Source organism: Aquitalea magnusonii (genome assembly GCF_003202035.1).
GTDB classification, from domain to species: Bacteria; Pseudomonadota; Gammaproteobacteria; order Burkholderiales; family Chromobacteriaceae; genus Aquitalea; species Aquitalea magnusonii.
In genome coordinates this window covers 285,360-301,444 of record NZ_QJKC01000003.1, presented here as the reverse complement: position 1 = coordinate 301,444, position 16,085 = coordinate 285,360, and the positions used below count along the sequence as shown (strand labels likewise).

17 protein-coding genes are annotated in these 16,085 nt (G+C 65.5%); 15 read left to right on the top strand and 2 right to left on the bottom strand.

Features of this window, described 5'->3' with window-relative positions:
• Positions 1-2 precede the first annotated feature (2 nt).
• The 10 genes from dmpG (at position 3) to DFR38_RS04995 (ending at position 8,394) form a co-directional block, all read left to right on the top strand.
• Positions 3-1,022: a 4-hydroxy-2-oxovalerate aldolase gene (dmpG, locus tag DFR38_RS05040; protein WP_059286650.1), complete on the top strand. Its 1,020-nt coding sequence runs from the start codon at positions 3-5 to the stop codon at positions 1,020-1,022.
• Complete coding sequence (locus DFR38_RS05035) at positions 1,019-1,795, top strand: 2-keto-4-pentenoate hydratase (RefSeq protein ID WP_110313091.1); 777 nt, start codon at positions 1,019-1,021, stop codon at positions 1,793-1,795. Before dmpG ends, DFR38_RS05035 begins: the two co-directional genes overlap by 4 nt.
• A complete protein-coding gene (locus DFR38_RS05030; protein ID WP_059286651.1) occupies positions 1,792-2,208 on the top strand; it encodes a RidA family protein in 417 nt (138 codons plus the stop codon). Before DFR38_RS05035 ends, DFR38_RS05030 begins: the two co-directional genes overlap by 4 nt.
• Before the next feature lie 35 nt (positions 2,209-2,243).
• A complete protein-coding gene (gene nbaC / locus DFR38_RS05025; RefSeq protein WP_059286652.1) occupies positions 2,244-2,807 on the top strand; it encodes a 3-hydroxyanthranilate 3,4-dioxygenase in 564 nt (187 codons plus the stop codon).
• Between the two features lie 12 nt (positions 2,808-2,819).
• Positions 2,820-3,806 (top strand): amidohydrolase family protein, encoded by a 987-nt coding sequence (locus DFR38_RS05020; protein ID WP_204377512.1) that lies wholly within the window; start codon positions 2,820-2,822, stop codon positions 3,804-3,806.
• A gap of 109 nt (positions 3,807-3,915) precedes the next feature.
• Positions 3,916-4,782, top strand: coding sequence for an alpha/beta hydrolase (locus DFR38_RS05015; RefSeq protein ID WP_059286654.1), 867 nt, complete (start codon positions 3,916-3,918; stop codon positions 4,780-4,782).
• Positions 4,783-4,928: 146 nt separating this feature from the next.
• The gene (locus tag DFR38_RS05010) at positions 4,929-5,546 is read left to right on the top strand and encodes a 3'-5' exonuclease (protein WP_059286655.1); all 618 of its coding nucleotides are present in this window, start codon (positions 4,929-4,931) and stop codon (positions 5,544-5,546) included.
• Positions 5,543-6,199, top strand: a complete 657-nt coding sequence (locus DFR38_RS05005; RefSeq protein WP_059286656.1) for a Crp/Fnr family transcriptional regulator — start codon at positions 5,543-5,545, stop codon at positions 6,197-6,199. Before DFR38_RS05010 ends, DFR38_RS05005 begins: the two co-directional genes overlap by 4 nt.
• Positions 6,200-6,327: 128 nt before the next feature.
• Positions 6,328-6,516, top strand: coding sequence for a YgaP family membrane protein (locus DFR38_RS05000; RefSeq protein ID WP_059286657.1), 189 nt, complete (start codon positions 6,328-6,330; stop codon positions 6,514-6,516).
• 99 nt (positions 6,517-6,615) lie between these two features.
• Entirely contained in the window at positions 6,616-8,394 is a 1,779-nt protein-coding gene (locus tag DFR38_RS04995; protein WP_110313090.1) for an ABC transporter transmembrane domain-containing protein, read from the top strand.
• Here DFR38_RS04995 and DFR38_RS04990 read toward each other — a convergent pair.
• The gene (locus tag DFR38_RS04990) at positions 8,380-9,690 is read right to left on the bottom strand and encodes a D-serine ammonia-lyase (RefSeq protein WP_110313089.1); all 1,311 of its coding nucleotides are present in this window, start codon (positions 9,688-9,690) and stop codon (positions 8,380-8,382) included. The two genes, DFR38_RS04995 and DFR38_RS04990, sit on opposite strands and share 15 nt — an antisense overlap.
• Positions 9,691-9,793: 103 nt before the next feature.
• Between DFR38_RS04990 and DFR38_RS04985 the strand changes: the two genes are divergently transcribed.
• From DFR38_RS04985 to DFR38_RS04965, 5 genes are all read left to right on the top strand, one after another.
• Complete coding sequence (locus DFR38_RS04985; RefSeq protein WP_110313088.1) at positions 9,794-10,726, top strand: LysR substrate-binding domain-containing protein; 933 nt, start codon at positions 9,794-9,796, stop codon at positions 10,724-10,726.
• A gap of 84 nt (positions 10,727-10,810) precedes the next feature.
• Positions 10,811-11,635, top strand: coding sequence for an AraC family transcriptional regulator (locus tag DFR38_RS04980; protein ID WP_059286661.1), 825 nt, complete (start codon positions 10,811-10,813; stop codon positions 11,633-11,635).
• A 30-nt stretch (positions 11,636-11,665) separates the two neighbouring features.
• The gene (locus tag DFR38_RS04975; protein ID WP_110313087.1) at positions 11,666-13,063 is read left to right on the top strand and encodes an NAD(P)/FAD-dependent oxidoreductase; all 1,398 of its coding nucleotides are present in this window, start codon (positions 11,666-11,668) and stop codon (positions 13,061-13,063) included.
• A 60-nt stretch (positions 13,064-13,123) separates the two neighbouring features.
• On the top strand, positions 13,124-13,468 hold the full coding sequence (locus DFR38_RS04970) for a cupin domain-containing protein (protein ID WP_059287526.1): 345 nt from the start codon (positions 13,124-13,126) through the stop codon (positions 13,466-13,468).
• Between the two features lie 121 nt (positions 13,469-13,589).
• Positions 13,590-14,819 carry a GGDEF domain-containing protein gene (locus tag DFR38_RS04965; protein WP_082693775.1) on the top strand — a complete coding sequence of 410 codons (1,230 nt, stop codon included), beginning with the start codon at positions 13,590-13,592 and terminating at the stop codon, positions 14,817-14,819.
• 13 nt (positions 14,820-14,832) lie between these two features.
• On the opposite strand, the gene DFR38_RS04960 is transcribed toward DFR38_RS04965, so the two are convergent.
• The gene (locus DFR38_RS04960) at positions 14,833-16,062 is read right to left on the bottom strand and encodes a Zn-dependent hydrolase (protein WP_110313086.1); all 1,230 of its coding nucleotides are present in this window, start codon (positions 16,060-16,062) and stop codon (positions 14,833-14,835) included.
• Positions 16,063-16,085: the final 23 nt, after the last annotated feature.

The following is a 16,085-nucleotide window of genomic DNA, read 5'->3' as shown; positions in this document are numbered from 1 at the left end:
CCATGAACAAACTGTATATCTCCGACGTGACCCTGCGCGATGGATCGCATGCGGTGCGTCACCGCTATTCGCTGGAGCAGGTGCGCGCCATTGCCAGCGCCCTGGACCGCGCCGGGGTGGATTCCATCGAGGTCGCCCATGGCGACGGGCTGGAAGGCTCCAGCTTCAACTACGGCTTTGGCGCACACAGCGATGTGGCGTGGATTGCCGCTGCCGCCGAATCGGTTAGCCACAGCAAGATTGCCACCCTGCTGTTGCCCGGCATTGCCACCGTGCATGCGCTGCGCAATGCCTACGATGCCGGGGCCAGCGTGGTGCGTATTGCCACCCACTGTACCGAGGCCGACATCGCCAAACAGCATATCCAGTACGCCCGTGAGCTGGGCATGGACACCGTGGGCTTTCTGATGATGTCGCACATGTGCAGCCCGCAGCAGCTGGCGGCCCAGGCCAAGCTGATGGAAAGCTATGGCGCCACCTGCATTTACGTGGTGGATTCCGGCGGGGCCTTGCTGATGCAGGATGTGCGCGACCGCTTCCGTGCGCTGCGCGATGTGCTGGACCCGGCCACCGCCACCGGCATTCATGCCCACCATAACCTGTCGCTGGGCGTGGCCAATTCCATCGTGGCGGTGGAAGAAGGCTGCCAGCGCATCGATGCCTCGCTGGCCGGACAAGGCGCCGGGGCGGGCAATGCGCCGCTGGAAGTGTTTATTGCCGCCGCCGAACGGCTGGGCTGGAACCACGGCTGCGACCTGATCCGCCTGATGGACGCGGCGGACGACATCGTGCGTCCCACCCAGGACCGCCCGGTACGGGTGGACCGCGAAACGCTGGCGCTGGGCTATGCCGGGGTGTACTCCAGCTTCTTGCGCCACGCCGAGAAAGCCGCAGAGCAATACGGGCTGAAGACGCTGGACATCCTGCTGGAAGTCGGTCGCCGCCGCATGGTGGGCGGGCAGGAGGACATGATTGTCGATGTGGCGCTGGATTTGCTGAAACAGCAGGAGGTGCGCGCATGAGCACGCTGATTCAGGAAATGGCCACCCAGCTGGATATCGCCACCCGGTGCCACGAAGCTACCCCGCAACTGAGTACGCAGCAGCCGTTTGATCTGGCGACGGCCTATCGCATCCAGCAGGCCGGCATCAGCCTGCGCCAGCAACGCGGCGAGCGCGTGGTCGGCCTGAAACTGGGCTTTACCAGCCGCGCCAAGATGATACAGATGGGCGTGGACGCGCTGATCTGGGGCGAACTGACCGATGCCATGCAGATTGCCGACGGCGGCAGGCTGGACCTGTCCAAACTGATCCACCCGCGGGTGGAGCCGGAAATCGCCTTCATCACCGCCTGTGACATCGACCGGCCCTTGTCGCTGGCCGAAGCCGGGCTGGCGCTGGCTGGTGTGGCGCCGGCGCTGGAAATCATCGACTCGCGCTATCGCGACTTCCGCTTCAGCCTGCAAGACGTGGTGGCCGACAACTGCTCCTCCGCCCGCTATGTGCTTGGCCCGCTGTGCGCGCCGGACAGCGCGCTGGACAATCTGGGCGTGGTACTGCGCTTTGATGGCCGCCCGGTGCAGATCGGCAGCAGTGCCGCCATTCTGGGCCAGCCGCTGCGCGCACTGGTGGAGATTTCCCGCCTGCTGCATCAGGAACAGCGCGTGCTGCCTGCCGGTTCGCTGATTCTGGCCGGAGCCGCCACCGCCGCCGAGGCACTGCGCCCCGGCCTGCATGTCAGTGTCGAGGTGGCCGGGCTGGGCTGCTGCGCCTTCAACACGGGAGAGCAGCCATGAACACCCAGGCTACCGTGGTCAGCGGCAAGGCCACACCGCGCGGCCGCTTTCCCCACCTGAAACGCGCCGGCGACCTGCTGTTTGTCTCCGGCACCAGCTCGCGCCTGCCCGACAACAGCATTGCCGGGGCCAAGGCCGACGCCATGGGCGCCACCCAGCTGGACATTGCGGTGCAAACCCGCTGCGTGATCGAAAACATCCGCGACATCCTGGCCACGGCGAATGCCAGTCTGGCTGATGTGGTGGAGATCTGCGCCTATCTGGTGGATATGAACGATTTTGCCGCTTACAACGCGGTTTATGCCGAGTATTTCGACGAAAGCGGACCCACCCGCACCACGGTGGCGGTGCATCAGCTGCCGCATCCGCATTTGCGTATCGAAATCAAGGCCATTGCCTACAAGCCGCAATAGACGGCAGCAGGCTTTACTGTGTGGAGGAGAAACTCATGCAATTGCAATATGGTTTGCCGCTCAACCTGCTGGACTGGGCCGAAGACAACAAGGGCGAACTCAAGCCGCCCGTATGCAATGCGGCCATCTGGCCGGATGGTGACTACATCATCAATATGGTGGGCGGGCCCAATACCCGTACCGATTTTCACGACAACCCGACCGAAGAAATCTTCTACCAGATCAAGGGCAATGCCTACCTGAACATCTGGGACCGTGGCCGCTTCGAGCGGATTGATCTGCGCGAGGGCGATGTGTTCCTGCTGCCCGCCCATGTCATCCACTCACCGCAGCGCCCCGAGCCCGGCCTGTGCTTCCTGGTGGAACGGCCACGCCCCCTTGGCGCGCATGACAGCCTGCACTGGTATTGCCCGGTATGTGCCGGCGAAATCTGGCATATCTCCAAGCAACTGGAGAGCCTGGTGGATGATCTGCCCAAGGCCTATCAGGCGTTTTACGCCATTGGCGAGGAAGGTCGGCGTTGCAAGCATTGCGGCACGGTCCATCCGGGCAAGGACTACGCCGCCTGGCATGCACTGCACCTGCGTGCGCAACACTAGAAAAGACGCATCATGATAGACATTCACTCGCATTTCTTTCCACGCATCAGCCAGGCCGAGGCGGCCCGGCTCGACCCGCAGCGCGCGCCCTGGCTGCACACGGCCGGGCGCGAAGGGCAGATCATGCTGGGCGAGCGGCCGTTCCGCCCGGTATACGATGCCCTGTGGGATGGCGCGCGCCGGCTGGAATTCCTGGAGCGGCAGGGCATCGACATCCAGATCATGTGTGCCACCCCGGTGATGTTTGCCTACCACGCGCCCATCGAGCGCGCCCTGCCCTGGGCGCAGCTGATGAATGACCGGGCGCTGGAGATGGCCGCCATTGCCCCGCAGCGGCTGAAGGTGCTGGCCCAGGTGCCGCTGCAGGATATCGACGCTGCCTGCCGCGAAGCCAGTCGCGCCCGCGACTGCGGCCATGTCGGGGTGCAGATCGGCAACCATGTCGGCGCGCTCGATCTGGATAACGCTGGCCTGCTGGTGTTCCTGGCGCACTGCGCAGCGGAAGGCATCCCGGTGCTGGTGCATCCCTGGGACATGATGGGCGGCGAAGAGCGCATGAAAAAATGGATGCTGCCCTGGCTGGTGGCCATGCCGGCGGAAACCCAGCTGGCCATCCTGTCGCTCATCCTGTCCGGCGCCTTCGAGCGCCTGCCGCGCAGCCTGAAAATCTGCTTTGCCCATGGCGGGGGCAGTTTTGCCTATCTGCTGGGGCGGGTGGACAACGCCTGGGAACAGCGCGACATCGTGCGTGAAGACTGCCCCAACAAGCCCTCCAGCTATGTCGACCGTTTTTATGTCGATTCCGCCATTTTCGATGCGGCGGCGCTGCGCTTGCTGGTGGGCACCATGGGCAGCGAACGGGTGATGCTGGGCTCGGACTCGCCCTTCCCGCTGGGTGAGCAAGAGGTGGGTTCGCTGATCCGCCATGCCGGGCTGGCCCCGGTGCAGCAGCAACAGCTGCTGAGTGCCAATGCCCGCCAGTTCTTCAATCTGGCCTGAGCAGGCCAATCCGGCAAGCAGGGAACGGGCCATACCGCCACCCGGCGACAGCCTGTCCCTGCCTTTCGTAGACTTGAGCTCCCTTGACACAACAGCGTGGATACCAGAGATGCGTATTGACCTGACTTTTCCCGACCTGGCCAGCCGAGCCGTGCAATACAATGCGCGCGCTTCGGTGGCGGATTTTGACGCCTGCATGGAGGAATATGCGGTATTGGCCATAGAGGCCAAGGCCCGTGTAGCCGGCCTGTATGATTTGCCTTATGGCATGGCTGCGGCCGAGCGGCTGGATGTGTTTCCCGCCTGCCAGCAGCCCGCGCCGCTGTTTGTGTTCATCCATGGCGGCTACTGGCATTCGCAGCGCAAGGAAGAAGCCTGTGGCATGGCTCCGGCCTTGCACCAGCATGGTGTGGCGCTGGCCACGGTGGAATACACCCTGCTGCCGCAGGCCACCCTGGCCGAAGTGGTGCGCGAAGTGCGCAGCGCCATTGCCTGGTTGTACCGGTATGCCGCGCAATACGGCATTGATCCGCAACGCATCTATGTCGGCGGCAGCTCGGCCGGCGCCCATCTGGTGGGCATGTTGTATGCCCAGGACTGGCAGCAGGATTACGGCCTGCCGCCAGACGTGATCAAGGGTGCGCTGGCGCTGAGCGGCCTGTATGACATCCGTCCGCTGTGCGACATCTATGTCAATGACTGGCTGCGGCTGTATCCGGACCAGGCGGCCCGCCTCAGCCCGCTGCTGTGCCTGCCACCGGCGCCGCAGGCAGGCAAGCTGCGCTTGAGCGTGGGCGGCAAGGAGACCGACGGCTTTCGCCACCAGACCCTGGCTTACCATCATGCCGCTCTGGAGCTGGGGCTGGATGTGCGGCTGATCGAGGATAGCGGCAACAATCACTTCAGCCTGGTCAATGAGCTGTCCAAGCCGGATAGCAGGCTTTTCCGTCAGTTGCTGGAGATGATCGGCGCATAAAGGCCAGGCCGGTCCGCGGCGCATGGCCGCAGCGCCGGCCGGGCCAGCAGCAACAAGCGGGGTGAAAAGCGGCAGCGCTTTCCGTATCATGCGGATTTGCTGCCGCTTTGTGCAGGGGCGGCGCAAACCCTCTTGCAAGGCCACCCATGTCCCTCACCCGGCAAATCCCCCGCGAAGAAATCAAGACCATGCCGCTGTTTCCGGCGCTCACCCCAGACCAGGTCTGCATGCTGGACAGCCCGCAGGCGCTGGCCGCCGCGCTGCCCGACCTGCTGGCGGCACCGCTGCTGGGGTTTGATACCGAATCCAAGCCCACCTTCCGCAAGGGCGAGGAATCGGACGGCCCGCACCTGATCCAGCTGGCCGACAGCCAGCGTGCCTGGCTGGTGCCGGTGGTGAAGGGCGTGCTGCCGGAGGAAATCAAGGCCCTGCTGGCCGATCCGGCCCATCCGCTGGTAGGTTTCGACCTGGTGTCCGACCGCGCCCTGCTGAAAAGCCGGCTGGGCGTGGAATGCGGCGGGCTGATCGACCTGGGCAATCTGCTGCCATCCGAGGACGCCCGCATTACCGTGGGCGCGGTGCAGGCGGTGGCTCGCCTGTTTGGCCAGTACTTCCGCAAATCGAAAAAACTGTCCACCACCAACTGGTCGCGCCTGCCGCTAAGCCCGGCGCAGCAAGCCTATGCCGGCAACGACGCCTGGGTGGCACTGCGGGTGTACCAGGAACTGCAAGCGCGTGGCCTCTTGCCGGAAACGGCAGCATGAACGACTGGACCCGCGCCTTTGCCGCACTGGCCGGGCTGGACGACGCCAGCCGCGCCCAGCTGCTGGCGCACAGCCAGACCATGCAGGCTGCGGCTGGCACCGTGCTGTTCCGCGAGGGCAGCCCCTGCCAGGCTTATCTGTTTTTGCAGCAGGGGCAGATCCGGGTGCAGAAAGTGGGCGAAAACGGCCGCGAAATCACCCTGTACCGGGTGGAAGACGGACAAACCTGCATTGTCACCACCGCCTGCCTGATGAGCGGCACCGACTACGATGCCGAAGGCGTGGCCGAAACCGCCATCCAGGCCCAGGCACTGCCGATTCCGGCCTTCCGCCAGTTGCTGGCCAGCTCGGCGGCCTTTCGCGATTTCGTGTTCCGCGCCTATGGCAGCCGCATTGCCGACCTGCTGTTGCTGATCGAGGAAGTCAGCTTTGGCCGCATCGACCAGCGCCTGGCCGCCTGCCTGCTGCAGCGTGCCCGTGGCCAGTCGGCGCTCAAGCTGACGCACCAGGAAGTGGCGGCCGAGCTGGGCAGCGCGCGCGAAGTGATCAGCCGCCAGCTCAAGGAATTCGAACGCCGCGGCTGGATACGCCTTGGCCGTGGCCAGCTGCAGCTGCTGGATGCTGGCGCCCTGCAGCAACTTGCCGGCAAGTAAGCTGTGGTTTTTATCGCCGTTTTGCCCCTGCTGGCCGCGCTGTGTGACCTAGTCACTGACGCGGGCGGTGCCACGGCCTAGCCTCTCCTCATCGCCATCCCGCATGGCCCTGAACCGAGGAGAACAGCATGTCCCCCAATGTAGGCGGTATCGACCGCACCCTGCGCATCGTCTTTGGCATCGCCCTGATCATCGCCACCATGGCCGGCCTGCTGCCGGTGTGGGGCTGGATCGGCATCGTGCCGCTGGCCACCGGGCTGATCCGCTGGTGTCCGGCCTATCTGCCCTTTGGCATCAAGACCTGCAAGCTGAAATAAGCGCCGCAACCCGCTGCCGGCGACCCGCTCACCGGTATGCATGGCAGTGGGCGATGGCATGGTGTAGCCTGACGACGCCTCCACTCTGTCTTTTGCTCCATGTCCACACCTGTCGTCGCCCGTCCCCTGTTGCAACGCATCAGCCCCTTGCTGGGTCTGCTGCCCTTTATGCGTCCTTATCGCCGCCGTGCCTGGCTGGCGCTGCTGGCACTCAGCGTGGCCGCCGTGTCCACGCTGGTGTTGCCCATGGCCTTTCGCGTGCTGATCGACCAGGGCTTTTCCAGCCGCAATGCCGGTCATATCAACCAGTATTTCCTGATGCTGTTTGGCGTGGCGGTGGTACTGGCACTGGCCACCGCCGGGCGTTTTTACCTGGTGTCCTGGCTGGGCGAGCGGGTAACGGCCGATGTGCGCAGCGCGGTGTACCGCCACGTCATCAGCATGAGTCCGCAGTATTTTGAAACCACCCAGACCGGCGAAGTGCTGTCGCGCCTGACCACCGACACCACGCTGGTGCAGACGGTGATCGGCACCAGCCTGTCCATGGGCTTGCGCAATGTGCTGCTGATGCTGGGCGGGCTGGTGATGCTGGCCATGACCAGCCCCAGCCTCACCGGCTACATTCTGGTGACGCTATTGCTGGTGGTGCTGCCCATCGTGCTGTTTGGCCGCCGCGTGCGGGCACTGTCCAAGTCCAGCCAGGACCGCATTGCCGATTCCAGCGCCATGGCCGGTGAAGTGCTCAATGCCATTCCCACCGTGCAAGCCTTCAACCAGCAGGCGGCAGAGGCCAAACGCTTTGTCGGCTCGGTGGAACTGAGCTTTGCCACCGCGCTGGCGCGCATCCGTGCCCGTTCGCTGCTGACGGTGGCGGTGATCATGCTGATTTTCGGTGCCATCGTGTTTGTGCTGTGGCTGGGCGCGCAGCAAGTGCTGGCCGGGCAGATGAGCGGCGGCCTGCTGGCGCAGTTCATCCTGTATGCGGTGGTCACCGCCGGGGCGATTGGTGCAGTGGCCGAGGTATGGGGCGATGTGCAACGCGCCGCCGGGGCCACCGAGCGGCTGATGGAGCTGCTGCAACTGGCCTCGCCGGTAACCGAACCCACCCACCCGCATGCCTTGCCGGTGGCCGGGCGCTTGCGCTTGCAGCAGGTCAGCTTTGCCTACCCCTCGCGGCCGGAGCAGCCCTCGCTCAGCCACATCGACCTGGAGCTGGCCCCCGGCGAACATGTGGCGCTGGTCGGCCCCTCCGGTGCCGGCAAGTCCACGCTGTTCCAGCTATTGCTGCGTTTTTACGACCCGCAACAGGGGCAGATTAGCCTGGGCGGCATCGACATCCGCCAACTGGCGCTGGCCGACTTGCGCCAGCACATTGGCGTGGTGCTGCAGGATTCGGTGATTTTTGGCAGCAGCGCGCTGGAAAACATCCGCTATGGCCGGCCGGACGCCACGGATGAAGAAGTCTATGCCGCCGCCCGTGCTGCCGCCGCCCACGATTTCATCCAGGCCCTGCCGCAAGGCTATGCCACTTATCTGGGCGAGCGCGGCGTGCGGCTGTCCGGTGGCCAGCGCCAGCGTATTGCCATTGCCCGCGCCATCCTGAAAAACCCGCCCATCCTGCTGCTGGACGAAGCCACCAGCGCGCTGGATGCCGAATCCGAACAACTGGTGCAGCAGGCACTGGAACGTGCCGCCGCCAATCGCACCACGCTGGTGATTGCCCACCGCCTGGCCACGGTGAAAGAAGCCGACCGCATCGTGGTACTGGAAGGCGGGCGCATTGTGGCGCAGGGGCGGCATGAGGAACTGCTGCACAGCTCGCCGCTGTATGCGCGCTTGGCCGCGCTGCAGTTTGCCGCTGGTTCAGCCCTGCAATAACAGGCCGCGCTGACGGAAGCGCTGGTGTTCCTCGGCCGGCACCAGCGCGCCGCCGGTAGTCCAGATCAGGTGATGGCTGTCTGCCAGCTGCCCTTGCAGGCCGTGTGCCGCCAGATAAGCCTGCCCGGCCGGGCTATTGCACAGCCAGTGCGGCCCGGCCACCGCCGCGGCTGCCGAGGGTTCCACGGCCATGGCGCAGTGGTCTTCCACCAGCAGGCGCTGGCGGAACAAATCATCATCGCCAACGGTAAACACCCCGCTCAATTCTGCCCGCATCAAGGGCGCCACCAAGGGCGAAGCCAGGCCCACCGCCAGCCCATCAGCCTCGGTACGGTTGTCCAGGCCGATGTCGTACACCGAGAGCGGGGCATCGCCGCCGCTGGCCAACTGCACCAGCATGCAGGGCGAGGCCACCGGTTCGGCAAAAAAACAATGCACATGCGGGCCGAACAATAGCTTCATGCCGTGGGCGATGCCACCCGGCGCACCACCCACCCCGCAGGGCAGGTAGACAAACAGCGGGTGGGCCGCATCCACCGTTACACCCTGCGCCGCCAGTTGTGCCGCCAGCGCAGCGGCAGCGGCGGCATAGCCCAGCAACAGCGGCAGCGAGTGCTCGTCATCAACAAAATAACTGTTGGGGTCGGCCTCGGCAGTGGCACGGCCCGCCGCCACGGCGGCGGCATAGTCGCCGGCATGTTCCACCACGGTGACGCCGCGCTGGCGCAGCCGCGCCTTCTTCCATTCCTTGGCCTCCACCGACATATGCACCACCGCCTGAAAGCCCAGCGCCGCCGCCATGATGCCGATGCTCAGGCCCAGATTACCGGTGCTGCCCACCACCACGCTGTGGCGGGCAAACAGGGCGCGGGCATCCGGACTGGCCAGCAGGCGGCGGTCGTCCTCCGGCTGTATTACGCCGTGCTGCAAGGCCAGCGTCTCGGCATGGGCCAGCACCTCGTGAAAACCGCCACGCGCCTTGATCGAACCGGCCACCGGCAGTGCATGGTCGCCCTTCAGCCAGCACCGCCCCTGCACCCCGTGGTATGGCGGCTGGGCATACAAGGCGCTGGCATCGTGCAAGGCGGATTCGATCTGCCCCTGGGTGGCGGCCAGCTCGGGAAACAGCATGGCCAGCAGGCCGGCACAGCGTTGCAAGCGCGCCGCAGCCGCCTGGACCTGTTGCGCCGTGGGGGCGCTGGCAGGCAGGGCGCTGCCCAATTGCGGGTTCAGCCATAGCAGGGGCTGGCGTACTTGCAGTGTGGCTAATAGTGCGGGTGGCAGCGGCGCAGACATGGGACAGGCTCCAGTGGTATCAACTGCCTGACATTCTAGGGCTGTATTCCTGGCAGGAAAAAGCGATACTTGCTGCTGTAACCATTAGCAGGACTTATGCAAAATGCTGGATGCCTCCATTCTGGCCAGCCTGCGCTGCTTTGACGTGGCGGCCCGTCTGCTCAGCTTTACTGCCGCCGCCAGCCAATTGCACCTGACCCAGAGTGCGGTCAGCCAGCAGATGCGCCAGCTGGAGCAGCGGCTGGGCTACCCGCTGTTTGTGCGCCAGCACCGCCGCCTGCAACTCACCGCCCAGGGGCAGGCGCTATACCGCAGCGTCAGCGCCGCCTTGCAAGACATCGACAGCACCTTGCAACAGCTGGCGCGGCAGGACAGCGTATTGCACATCAGCTGTGCGCCATCCTTTGCCCTGGACTGGCTGATGCCGCGGCTGAGCGCCTTCCAGCAGCAATACCCGGCCATTCCGGTGCGCCTGCGCGCGGAATTCCAGCGCATGAACCGGCAGGACATGCTGGCGGCCGGGGTGGATGTCAGCATCCGCTACGACCCGGACGAGATGGCCGATTTGCCCGGTATTCCCTTGCTGGATGAAGTGCTGCTGCCGGTGGCCAGCCCGGCTTTGCTGGCGGCCCAGCCGGCACTGGCGACAGCAAACAGCCTGACGCGCCTGCATGACAGCGCCGCCTGGGACGGCGCGCCGCCATTTGCCGAGTGGGACTGCTGGCAGCAAGGCGCGGCAGCGGAATTCCGCTTTGCCCCCGGAGCGTGGCAGGAGCGGGAATACAATCTGGCCAGCCTGTCGCTGGCCGCCGCCTGTCAGGGCCAGGGCGTGGCCATGGCTCGCGCCGCCCAGGTGCTGGAACTGCTGCAGCAAGGCCGCGTACAACAGCTGTTTCCTGCCACGGTAGCCGCACCGGCGCGCTATGTGCTGCGCAGCCTGCGGCCGGAGGACCGCCGCGTGCAGCTGTTCTGCCAGTGGTTGCAGCAGCAATGCCGGCAGTTTGCCCGCCAGCGCCAGCAGCTGCTGGGGGTGTGAAAGGGAGGGCGGGCAGGGCAAAACACTGGCCCGCCACCACGCTTTGCACTACATTGATTTTCCCTGCTTTTACCGCCAGCCATCATGCACCAGCTCCCGACACCGGACTGCCAGGGTTTTCTGCCCGCCACCCACCAGGTGGTGCTGCGCTATCACCAGGCGTGGCAACAGCGCCGGCTGGACGACATTCTGGCCTTGTACCACCCGGACATCGCCTATCACGACTTCCTGCAAAACCGCGTGTTTCATCTGGCCGAGCTGCGCGACTATGTGCAAGCCTCGCTGCCGCAGGGCGTGGCCGAGCGGCTGGAGCACTGCGACCGCATCCGCGTGGATGGCGACACCGCCTTCATCCAGTACCAGCTGGTGCTGCGTGGCGGCCAGGCTTCGTTTCAGAGCAGCGAAGCCATTACCGTGCGCGACGGCCTGATCTGGCAGGTGCGCGAATATGCCACCCTGCAACGCGGCCCGGCGGCAGCGTCCGCCGCGGCCGCCGTGGCCAGCCCGCTGCAAAAGCTGGGCCTGTCGGCGCGCCAGCTGGGGCGCATGGCGGAAGACCTGCACAGCTATTTCCGCCAGCAGCAGCCGTATTTGCAGGCCGACTGCACTCTGGCCGCGGTGGCCGCCGCCACCGGCTACAGCCGCAACCAGCTGTCCTACCTGCTGAATCAGGTGCTGGGGCAAAGCTTTTACCGCTACGTCAATCAGGCGCGGCTGCAGCATGTGCTGGATAAGCTGCCCACCAGCGGCAATGTGCGTGTGGACGAACTGGCCTTTGCCGCCGGCTTCAATTCGCTGTCGGTGTTCTACCGCTGTTTTCGTGACCATACCGGGCTGACCCCCGCCGCCTGGTTGCGGCGTTTTCCGTGCGGGTCCGCGCAGACGACCAGCCCGCCGCCGCCGGATTAAGCTGCATGCTTCTTGCATGGAGGCCGGCCTATGGGCGCAACACACACTATCAGCCTGTGGATGGAACAACTGGGCGACAGCCTGGCAGCGCGCCCGGCGCTGACTGGCGATATCGAGGCCGATGTGGCCATTGTCGGTGCCGGCTATACCGGGCTGTGGACCGCCTATTACCTGAAACAGCAGGCGCCTGATCTGAACATCGTGGTGCTGGAAGCCCGGATCGCCGGCTTTGGCGCCTCCGGCCGCAATGGCGGCTGGGTGATAGGCGAGGTGCTGGGCGAAGACCGGCTGCTGGCCGGGCTGGACCCGGCAGCGCGCGCCCTCAGCCGCGCCCTGTTGCATGACATTCCCGACGAAGTGGGCCGCGTCATCGCCCGCGAAGGCATCGACTGCCACTACCGCAAGGGCGGGGTGCTGTATTGCGCCGCGCGCTATCCGGAGCAGGAAGCCCGTCTGCGCCAGCAACTGGCCGACTGGCGCGCCCACGGCCATGGCGCGGACGATTACCGCTGGCTGGATGTGGCCCAGCTGAATGAGCGGCTGCGGCTGGCCACCCCGTATGGCGCGGTGTATTCGCCGCATGTGGCCACCATCCAGCCGGCGCGGCTGGTGCGCGGCCTGGCGCAATGTGTGGAGCGCATGGGGGTGACCATTTACGAAGAAAGCCGCGTCGACTCCCTGGCTAGCGGCGAGTTGCGCACCGCCCATGGCCGGGTGCGGGCGCGCTGGCTGGTGCCGGCAGTGGAAGGCTATGCCGCCACGCTGCCGCCGTTTGGCCAATACCAGCTGCCGGTGCAAAGCCTGATCATCGCCACCGAACCGCTGTCCGATGCGCTGTGGGAGGAGATCGGCCTGCGCCATGGCGAAGCCTTCAGCGAAAACAGCCGCCAGGTCAGCTATGGCCAGCGCAGCCGCGACAACCGGCTGGTGTTTGGCGCGCGGGGGGGCTACCGCTTTGGTGGCAAGCTGCGCCAGGACTTTAGCCTGACAGCAGACGAAATCGCCCTGCGCCGCCAGTTGATGGTGGAGCTGTTCCCCATGCTGGCCGGAGTGCGCATCAGCCATGGCTGGGGCGGCAATCTGGGCGCGGCAAGGCGTTTTCAGCCGCATATGGTGTGCGATGCCGCCCATGGCCTGGCCTGGGCCGGCGGTTATGGCGGCGAGGGGGTGGGGGCCAGCAATCTGGCCGGGCGCACGCTGGCCGAGCTGCTGCTGGGCAAGGAGACGCTGCTGACCCGCCAGCCCTGGGTGAAAACCGTGGCCAGCCTGGGCCGCTGGGAGCCGGAGCCGCTGCGCTGGCTGGGCTACAACGCCATCATCAAGAGCTTTGTCTGGGAAGACCAGACGCTGAATAACCCCGCCAGCCCGTCCTGGCAGCGCCGGCTGGCGCAGCGGCTGGCCGACCGCATGGAAAGCCTGATGCGCTAGCCACCGCCGCCCGCCACCACCAGACCATTTGCAGGCCGTGCCTGCCATCGGAGAAACCGCATGTCGATTACCCTGCTGCCGCAATGCGGCGACCTGTTGCTGTCCGCCCCCAGCCCGGTGGCCGTGCCACTGGGCGAGCCCGTCTCCACCGTGGCCGTTCATGCGGTGGAACGGCCGGACGGCGTGGAAACCGGCGTCTGGGAGTGCAGTCCGGGGCGCTGGCGCCGCCAGATCATGCAGGCGGAGTTTTGCCACTTTATCCAGGGTCGCTGCCGCTTCATTCCCGACGCCGGCAGCCCGATTGATATTGCCGCCGGCGATGCCCTGTATTTTCCCGCCAATAGCGCGGGCGTGTGGGAAGTGACGGAAACCGTGCGCAAATCCTATGTGCTGTGGCCGGACTGAAGCGCAGGCCGGCAGCCGCTGCCGCAGGGGGTATTGAACGAGAATAATGACGACAGCCTATTGCGGTGGACGGGTCAGGGCGCTTGGCCTAAACTGGGCGCTCCCCCTTCATGGCAGCTGCATGCCGAAGCCAGGTCCCGTGTTCAATACCGCATCAGACCAGCCACTGGCCTTGCCAGGCCGCTGGCGGGTCAACATCCCCAAGGCACTGTGGCCGGAATTTGAAGGCTATATCTGGCAGCACCATCGCGGTTTCCTGCTGCTGACCAACATCATCGCCGCGCTGGCCTTTTTCTCCTACGTGCTGGCCGATGCCCTGCTGATTCCCGACATGGCGCAGACATCGCTGCTGCTGCGCAGTGTCCTGCTGCTGGTGGCCATGCTGGATATCTGGCTGGTGTTCGGCCGCCGCCGCAACATCCTGCTGATGGACCTGCTGATGCCGCTGCACGACCTGATAGCCACCGTGGCCTGGTTCGAGCTGCTCAAGCGCAGCCATTCGCCGGATGTGCCCACCTTTCTCTATGCCTCGCTGATTTTCATCGTGTTCGCCAACCTGGGCGTACGGGTATCGTTCAAGGGCGCCGTGGCCAGCTCGCTGGCCATTTCGCTGGTGATCATGGGCAATGTGGCGCTGATGAATCCACATGACAGCAAGCCGCTGCTGGTGTTTTCGCTGGTCTACCTGCCGGTGCTGCTGTTCTGCCTGTTCATGAGCTGGAACACCACCAGCAGCGTGCGGCTGGCTTTTTATGCTGCGCAGGCCGAGGCCAGAAGCAAGAACGAACTGTCCTCGCTCAACCGGCGGCTGCAAATGCTGGCCTCCACCGATGCGCTGACCCAGGTGGGCAACCGCCGCGCCTTCGACCTGCAGCTGGAGCAGTTCTGGCAGCAGATGGGCCAGCATGGCCGGCCCTTTGCCCTGCTGCTGATCGATATCGATTACTTCAAACCCTATAACGACCACTATGGTCATCTGGCGGGCGACCATGTGCTGGCCGAGGTGGCCAGTGCCATGGTGGGCAGCCTGCGCAGCGGGCAGGCCAGAGCCTTCCGCTATGGCGGCGAGGAGTTTGCCATCCTGCTGCAAAGCGGCCGCCAGGATGAGCTGCGGCGCATCGGCCAGCGCCTGCTGCAGCAAGTGGCCGCCTTGCAGCTAGCACACGAGTACCGCCCGGACGGCCAGCCGTATCTCACCATCAGCGTGGGGGCGGCCTTGTCCAGCCTGGCCGGCTTGCGCCATGCCACCGACCTGCTGGCCTGCTGCGACCGCATGCTGTATCGCGCCAAGCAGCAAGGGCGCAACCAGCTACAGCTGGCGACGGATGACATGGCGGTGACCAGCGACTGAACCCTGCCCGGCATCAGCCTGGTGGCTGGCCGCCGGCGCGCAGCAGCACCGCCCCCAGCAGCACATCCGCCCCCATGCTGACGTCTTGCGGCAGCGCGTTTTCCGCCTCGTTGTGGCTGATGCCTTCCACGCAGGGGATGAAGATCATGGTGGTGGGACAATGCCGTGCCAGATGGATGGCATCGTGGCCGGCTCCGCTGACAATGTCCTGATGCGGATAGCCCAGCGCCGTCACCGCCTGGCGCACCGCGCCGATGCAGTCGCGGTCGAACGGCGTGGCGGCACTGAACCAGTGCCGCTGGATATCGACCGTCAGGCCACGCTCTGCTGCCAGTTGCTGCAGCAGGCTGCGGGTCTGTGCTTCCATGGCCGCGATCTGCGCGTCCTGATGATGGCGCAGATCGATGGTGAAGCGCACCAGGCCGGGAATGGTATTGCGCGAGGAGCCGGGAATCAGCAGCTGCCCCACGGTCACCAGCCCGTAGGGGCTGAACGCAGCCGCCAGCTGCTCCAGCCGGCCTATCATGGCGCTGGCGGCAAACAGCGCATCGTGGCGCAAGGCCATGGGCGTGGTGCCGGCGTGGGCCGGGCGGCCCGTCACCAGCACATCCAGCCAGCAGATGGCCTGGCCGCCCGTCACCACCCCGATGGGCAGGCCGGCCTGCTCCAGAATGGGCCCCTGTTCGATATGGGCCTCGAAATAGGCATCAAAAGGCCGGCCCAGCGGCAGGTTGCCGGCATGGCCGGCCAGCGCGGTGGCCACGCTGATACCCTGCATGTCCTCCACCGCCAGGGCCGTGGCCAGCGGCAGCACCCCGCAAAACGCCGCCGAACCCAGCATGGCCGGGGTGAAGCGCGCACCTTCCTCATTGGTCCATACCGCAATTTCCAGCGGCTTGTCGGTAACGATGCCGGCATCGTTCAGGCTGCGCACCACCTCCAGCCCGGCCAGCACGCCATAGATGCCGTCAAAGCGGCCACCGGCCGGCTGGGTGTCCAGATGGCTGCCCATCACCACCGGATTGGCCTGGCGGTCGCGCCCGGCGCGGCGGGCAAACAGATTGCCGATGGCATCGGTATCCAGGCTCATGCCGGCCTGGTGGCACCAGTCGGCAAACAGGGCGCGGCCGGCGAAATCCTCGGCCGACAAGGCCAGCCGGCAATTGCCGCCTGCGGCAGTGGGACCGACCTTGGCCATGTCCATCAGGCTATTCCATAAACGTGGACCATTCACGGTCAGCATGCTTGTTCTCCTCAATATTGCTT

Bases quoted from the DNA above. Each gene is read 5' to 3' on its own strand.
- DFR38_RS04980 (WP_059286661.1), top strand. From the start codon at position 10,811: ATGCACCAGCTCCCGACACCGGACTGCCAGGGTTTTCTGCCCGCCACC.
- DFR38_RS05020 (WP_204377512.1), top strand. From the start codon at position 2,820: ATGATAGACATTCACTCGCATTTCTTTCCACGCATCAGCCAGGCCGAG.
- nbaC (WP_059286652.1), top strand. From the start codon at position 2,244: ATGCAATTGCAATATGGTTTGCCGCTCAACCTGCTGGACTGGGCCGAA.
- DFR38_RS05000 (WP_059286657.1), top strand. From the start codon at position 6,328: ATGTCCCCCAATGTAGGCGGTATCGACCGCACCCTGCGCATCGTCTTT.
- DFR38_RS04965 (WP_082693775.1), top strand. From the start codon at position 13,590: ATGCCGAAGCCAGGTCCCGTGTTCAATACCGCATCAGACCAGCCACTG.
- DFR38_RS05010 (WP_059286655.1), top strand. From the start codon at position 4,929: ATGTCCCTCACCCGGCAAATCCCCCGCGAAGAAATCAAGACCATGCCG.
- DFR38_RS05030 (WP_059286651.1), top strand. From the start codon at position 1,792: ATGAACACCCAGGCTACCGTGGTCAGCGGCAAGGCCACACCGCGCGGC.
- DFR38_RS05015 (WP_059286654.1), top strand. From the start codon at position 3,916: ATGCGTATTGACCTGACTTTTCCCGACCTGGCCAGCCGAGCCGTGCAA.
- DFR38_RS04970 (WP_059287526.1), top strand. From the start codon at position 13,124: ATGTCGATTACCCTGCTGCCGCAATGCGGCGACCTGTTGCTGTCCGCC.
- DFR38_RS04975 (WP_110313087.1), top strand. From the start codon at position 11,666: ATGGGCGCAACACACACTATCAGCCTGTGGATGGAACAACTGGGCGAC.
- DFR38_RS04990 (WP_110313089.1), bottom strand. From the start codon at position 9,690: ATGTCTGCGCCGCTGCCACCCGCACTATTAGCCACACTGCAAGTACGC.
- DFR38_RS04985 (WP_110313088.1), top strand. From the start codon at position 9,794: ATGCTGGATGCCTCCATTCTGGCCAGCCTGCGCTGCTTTGACGTGGCG.
- DFR38_RS04995 (WP_110313090.1), top strand. From the start codon at position 6,616: ATGTCCACACCTGTCGTCGCCCGTCCCCTGTTGCAACGCATCAGCCCC.
- DFR38_RS04960 (WP_110313086.1), bottom strand. From the start codon at position 16,062: ATGCTGACCGTGAATGGTCCACGTTTATGGAATAGCCTGATGGACATG.
- DFR38_RS05005 (WP_059286656.1), top strand. From the start codon at position 5,543: ATGAACGACTGGACCCGCGCCTTTGCCGCACTGGCCGGGCTGGACGAC.
- DFR38_RS05035 (WP_110313091.1), top strand. From the start codon at position 1,019: ATGAGCACGCTGATTCAGGAAATGGCCACCCAGCTGGATATCGCCACC.
- dmpG (WP_059286650.1), top strand. From the start codon at position 3: ATGAACAAACTGTATATCTCCGACGTGACCCTGCGCGATGGATCGCAT.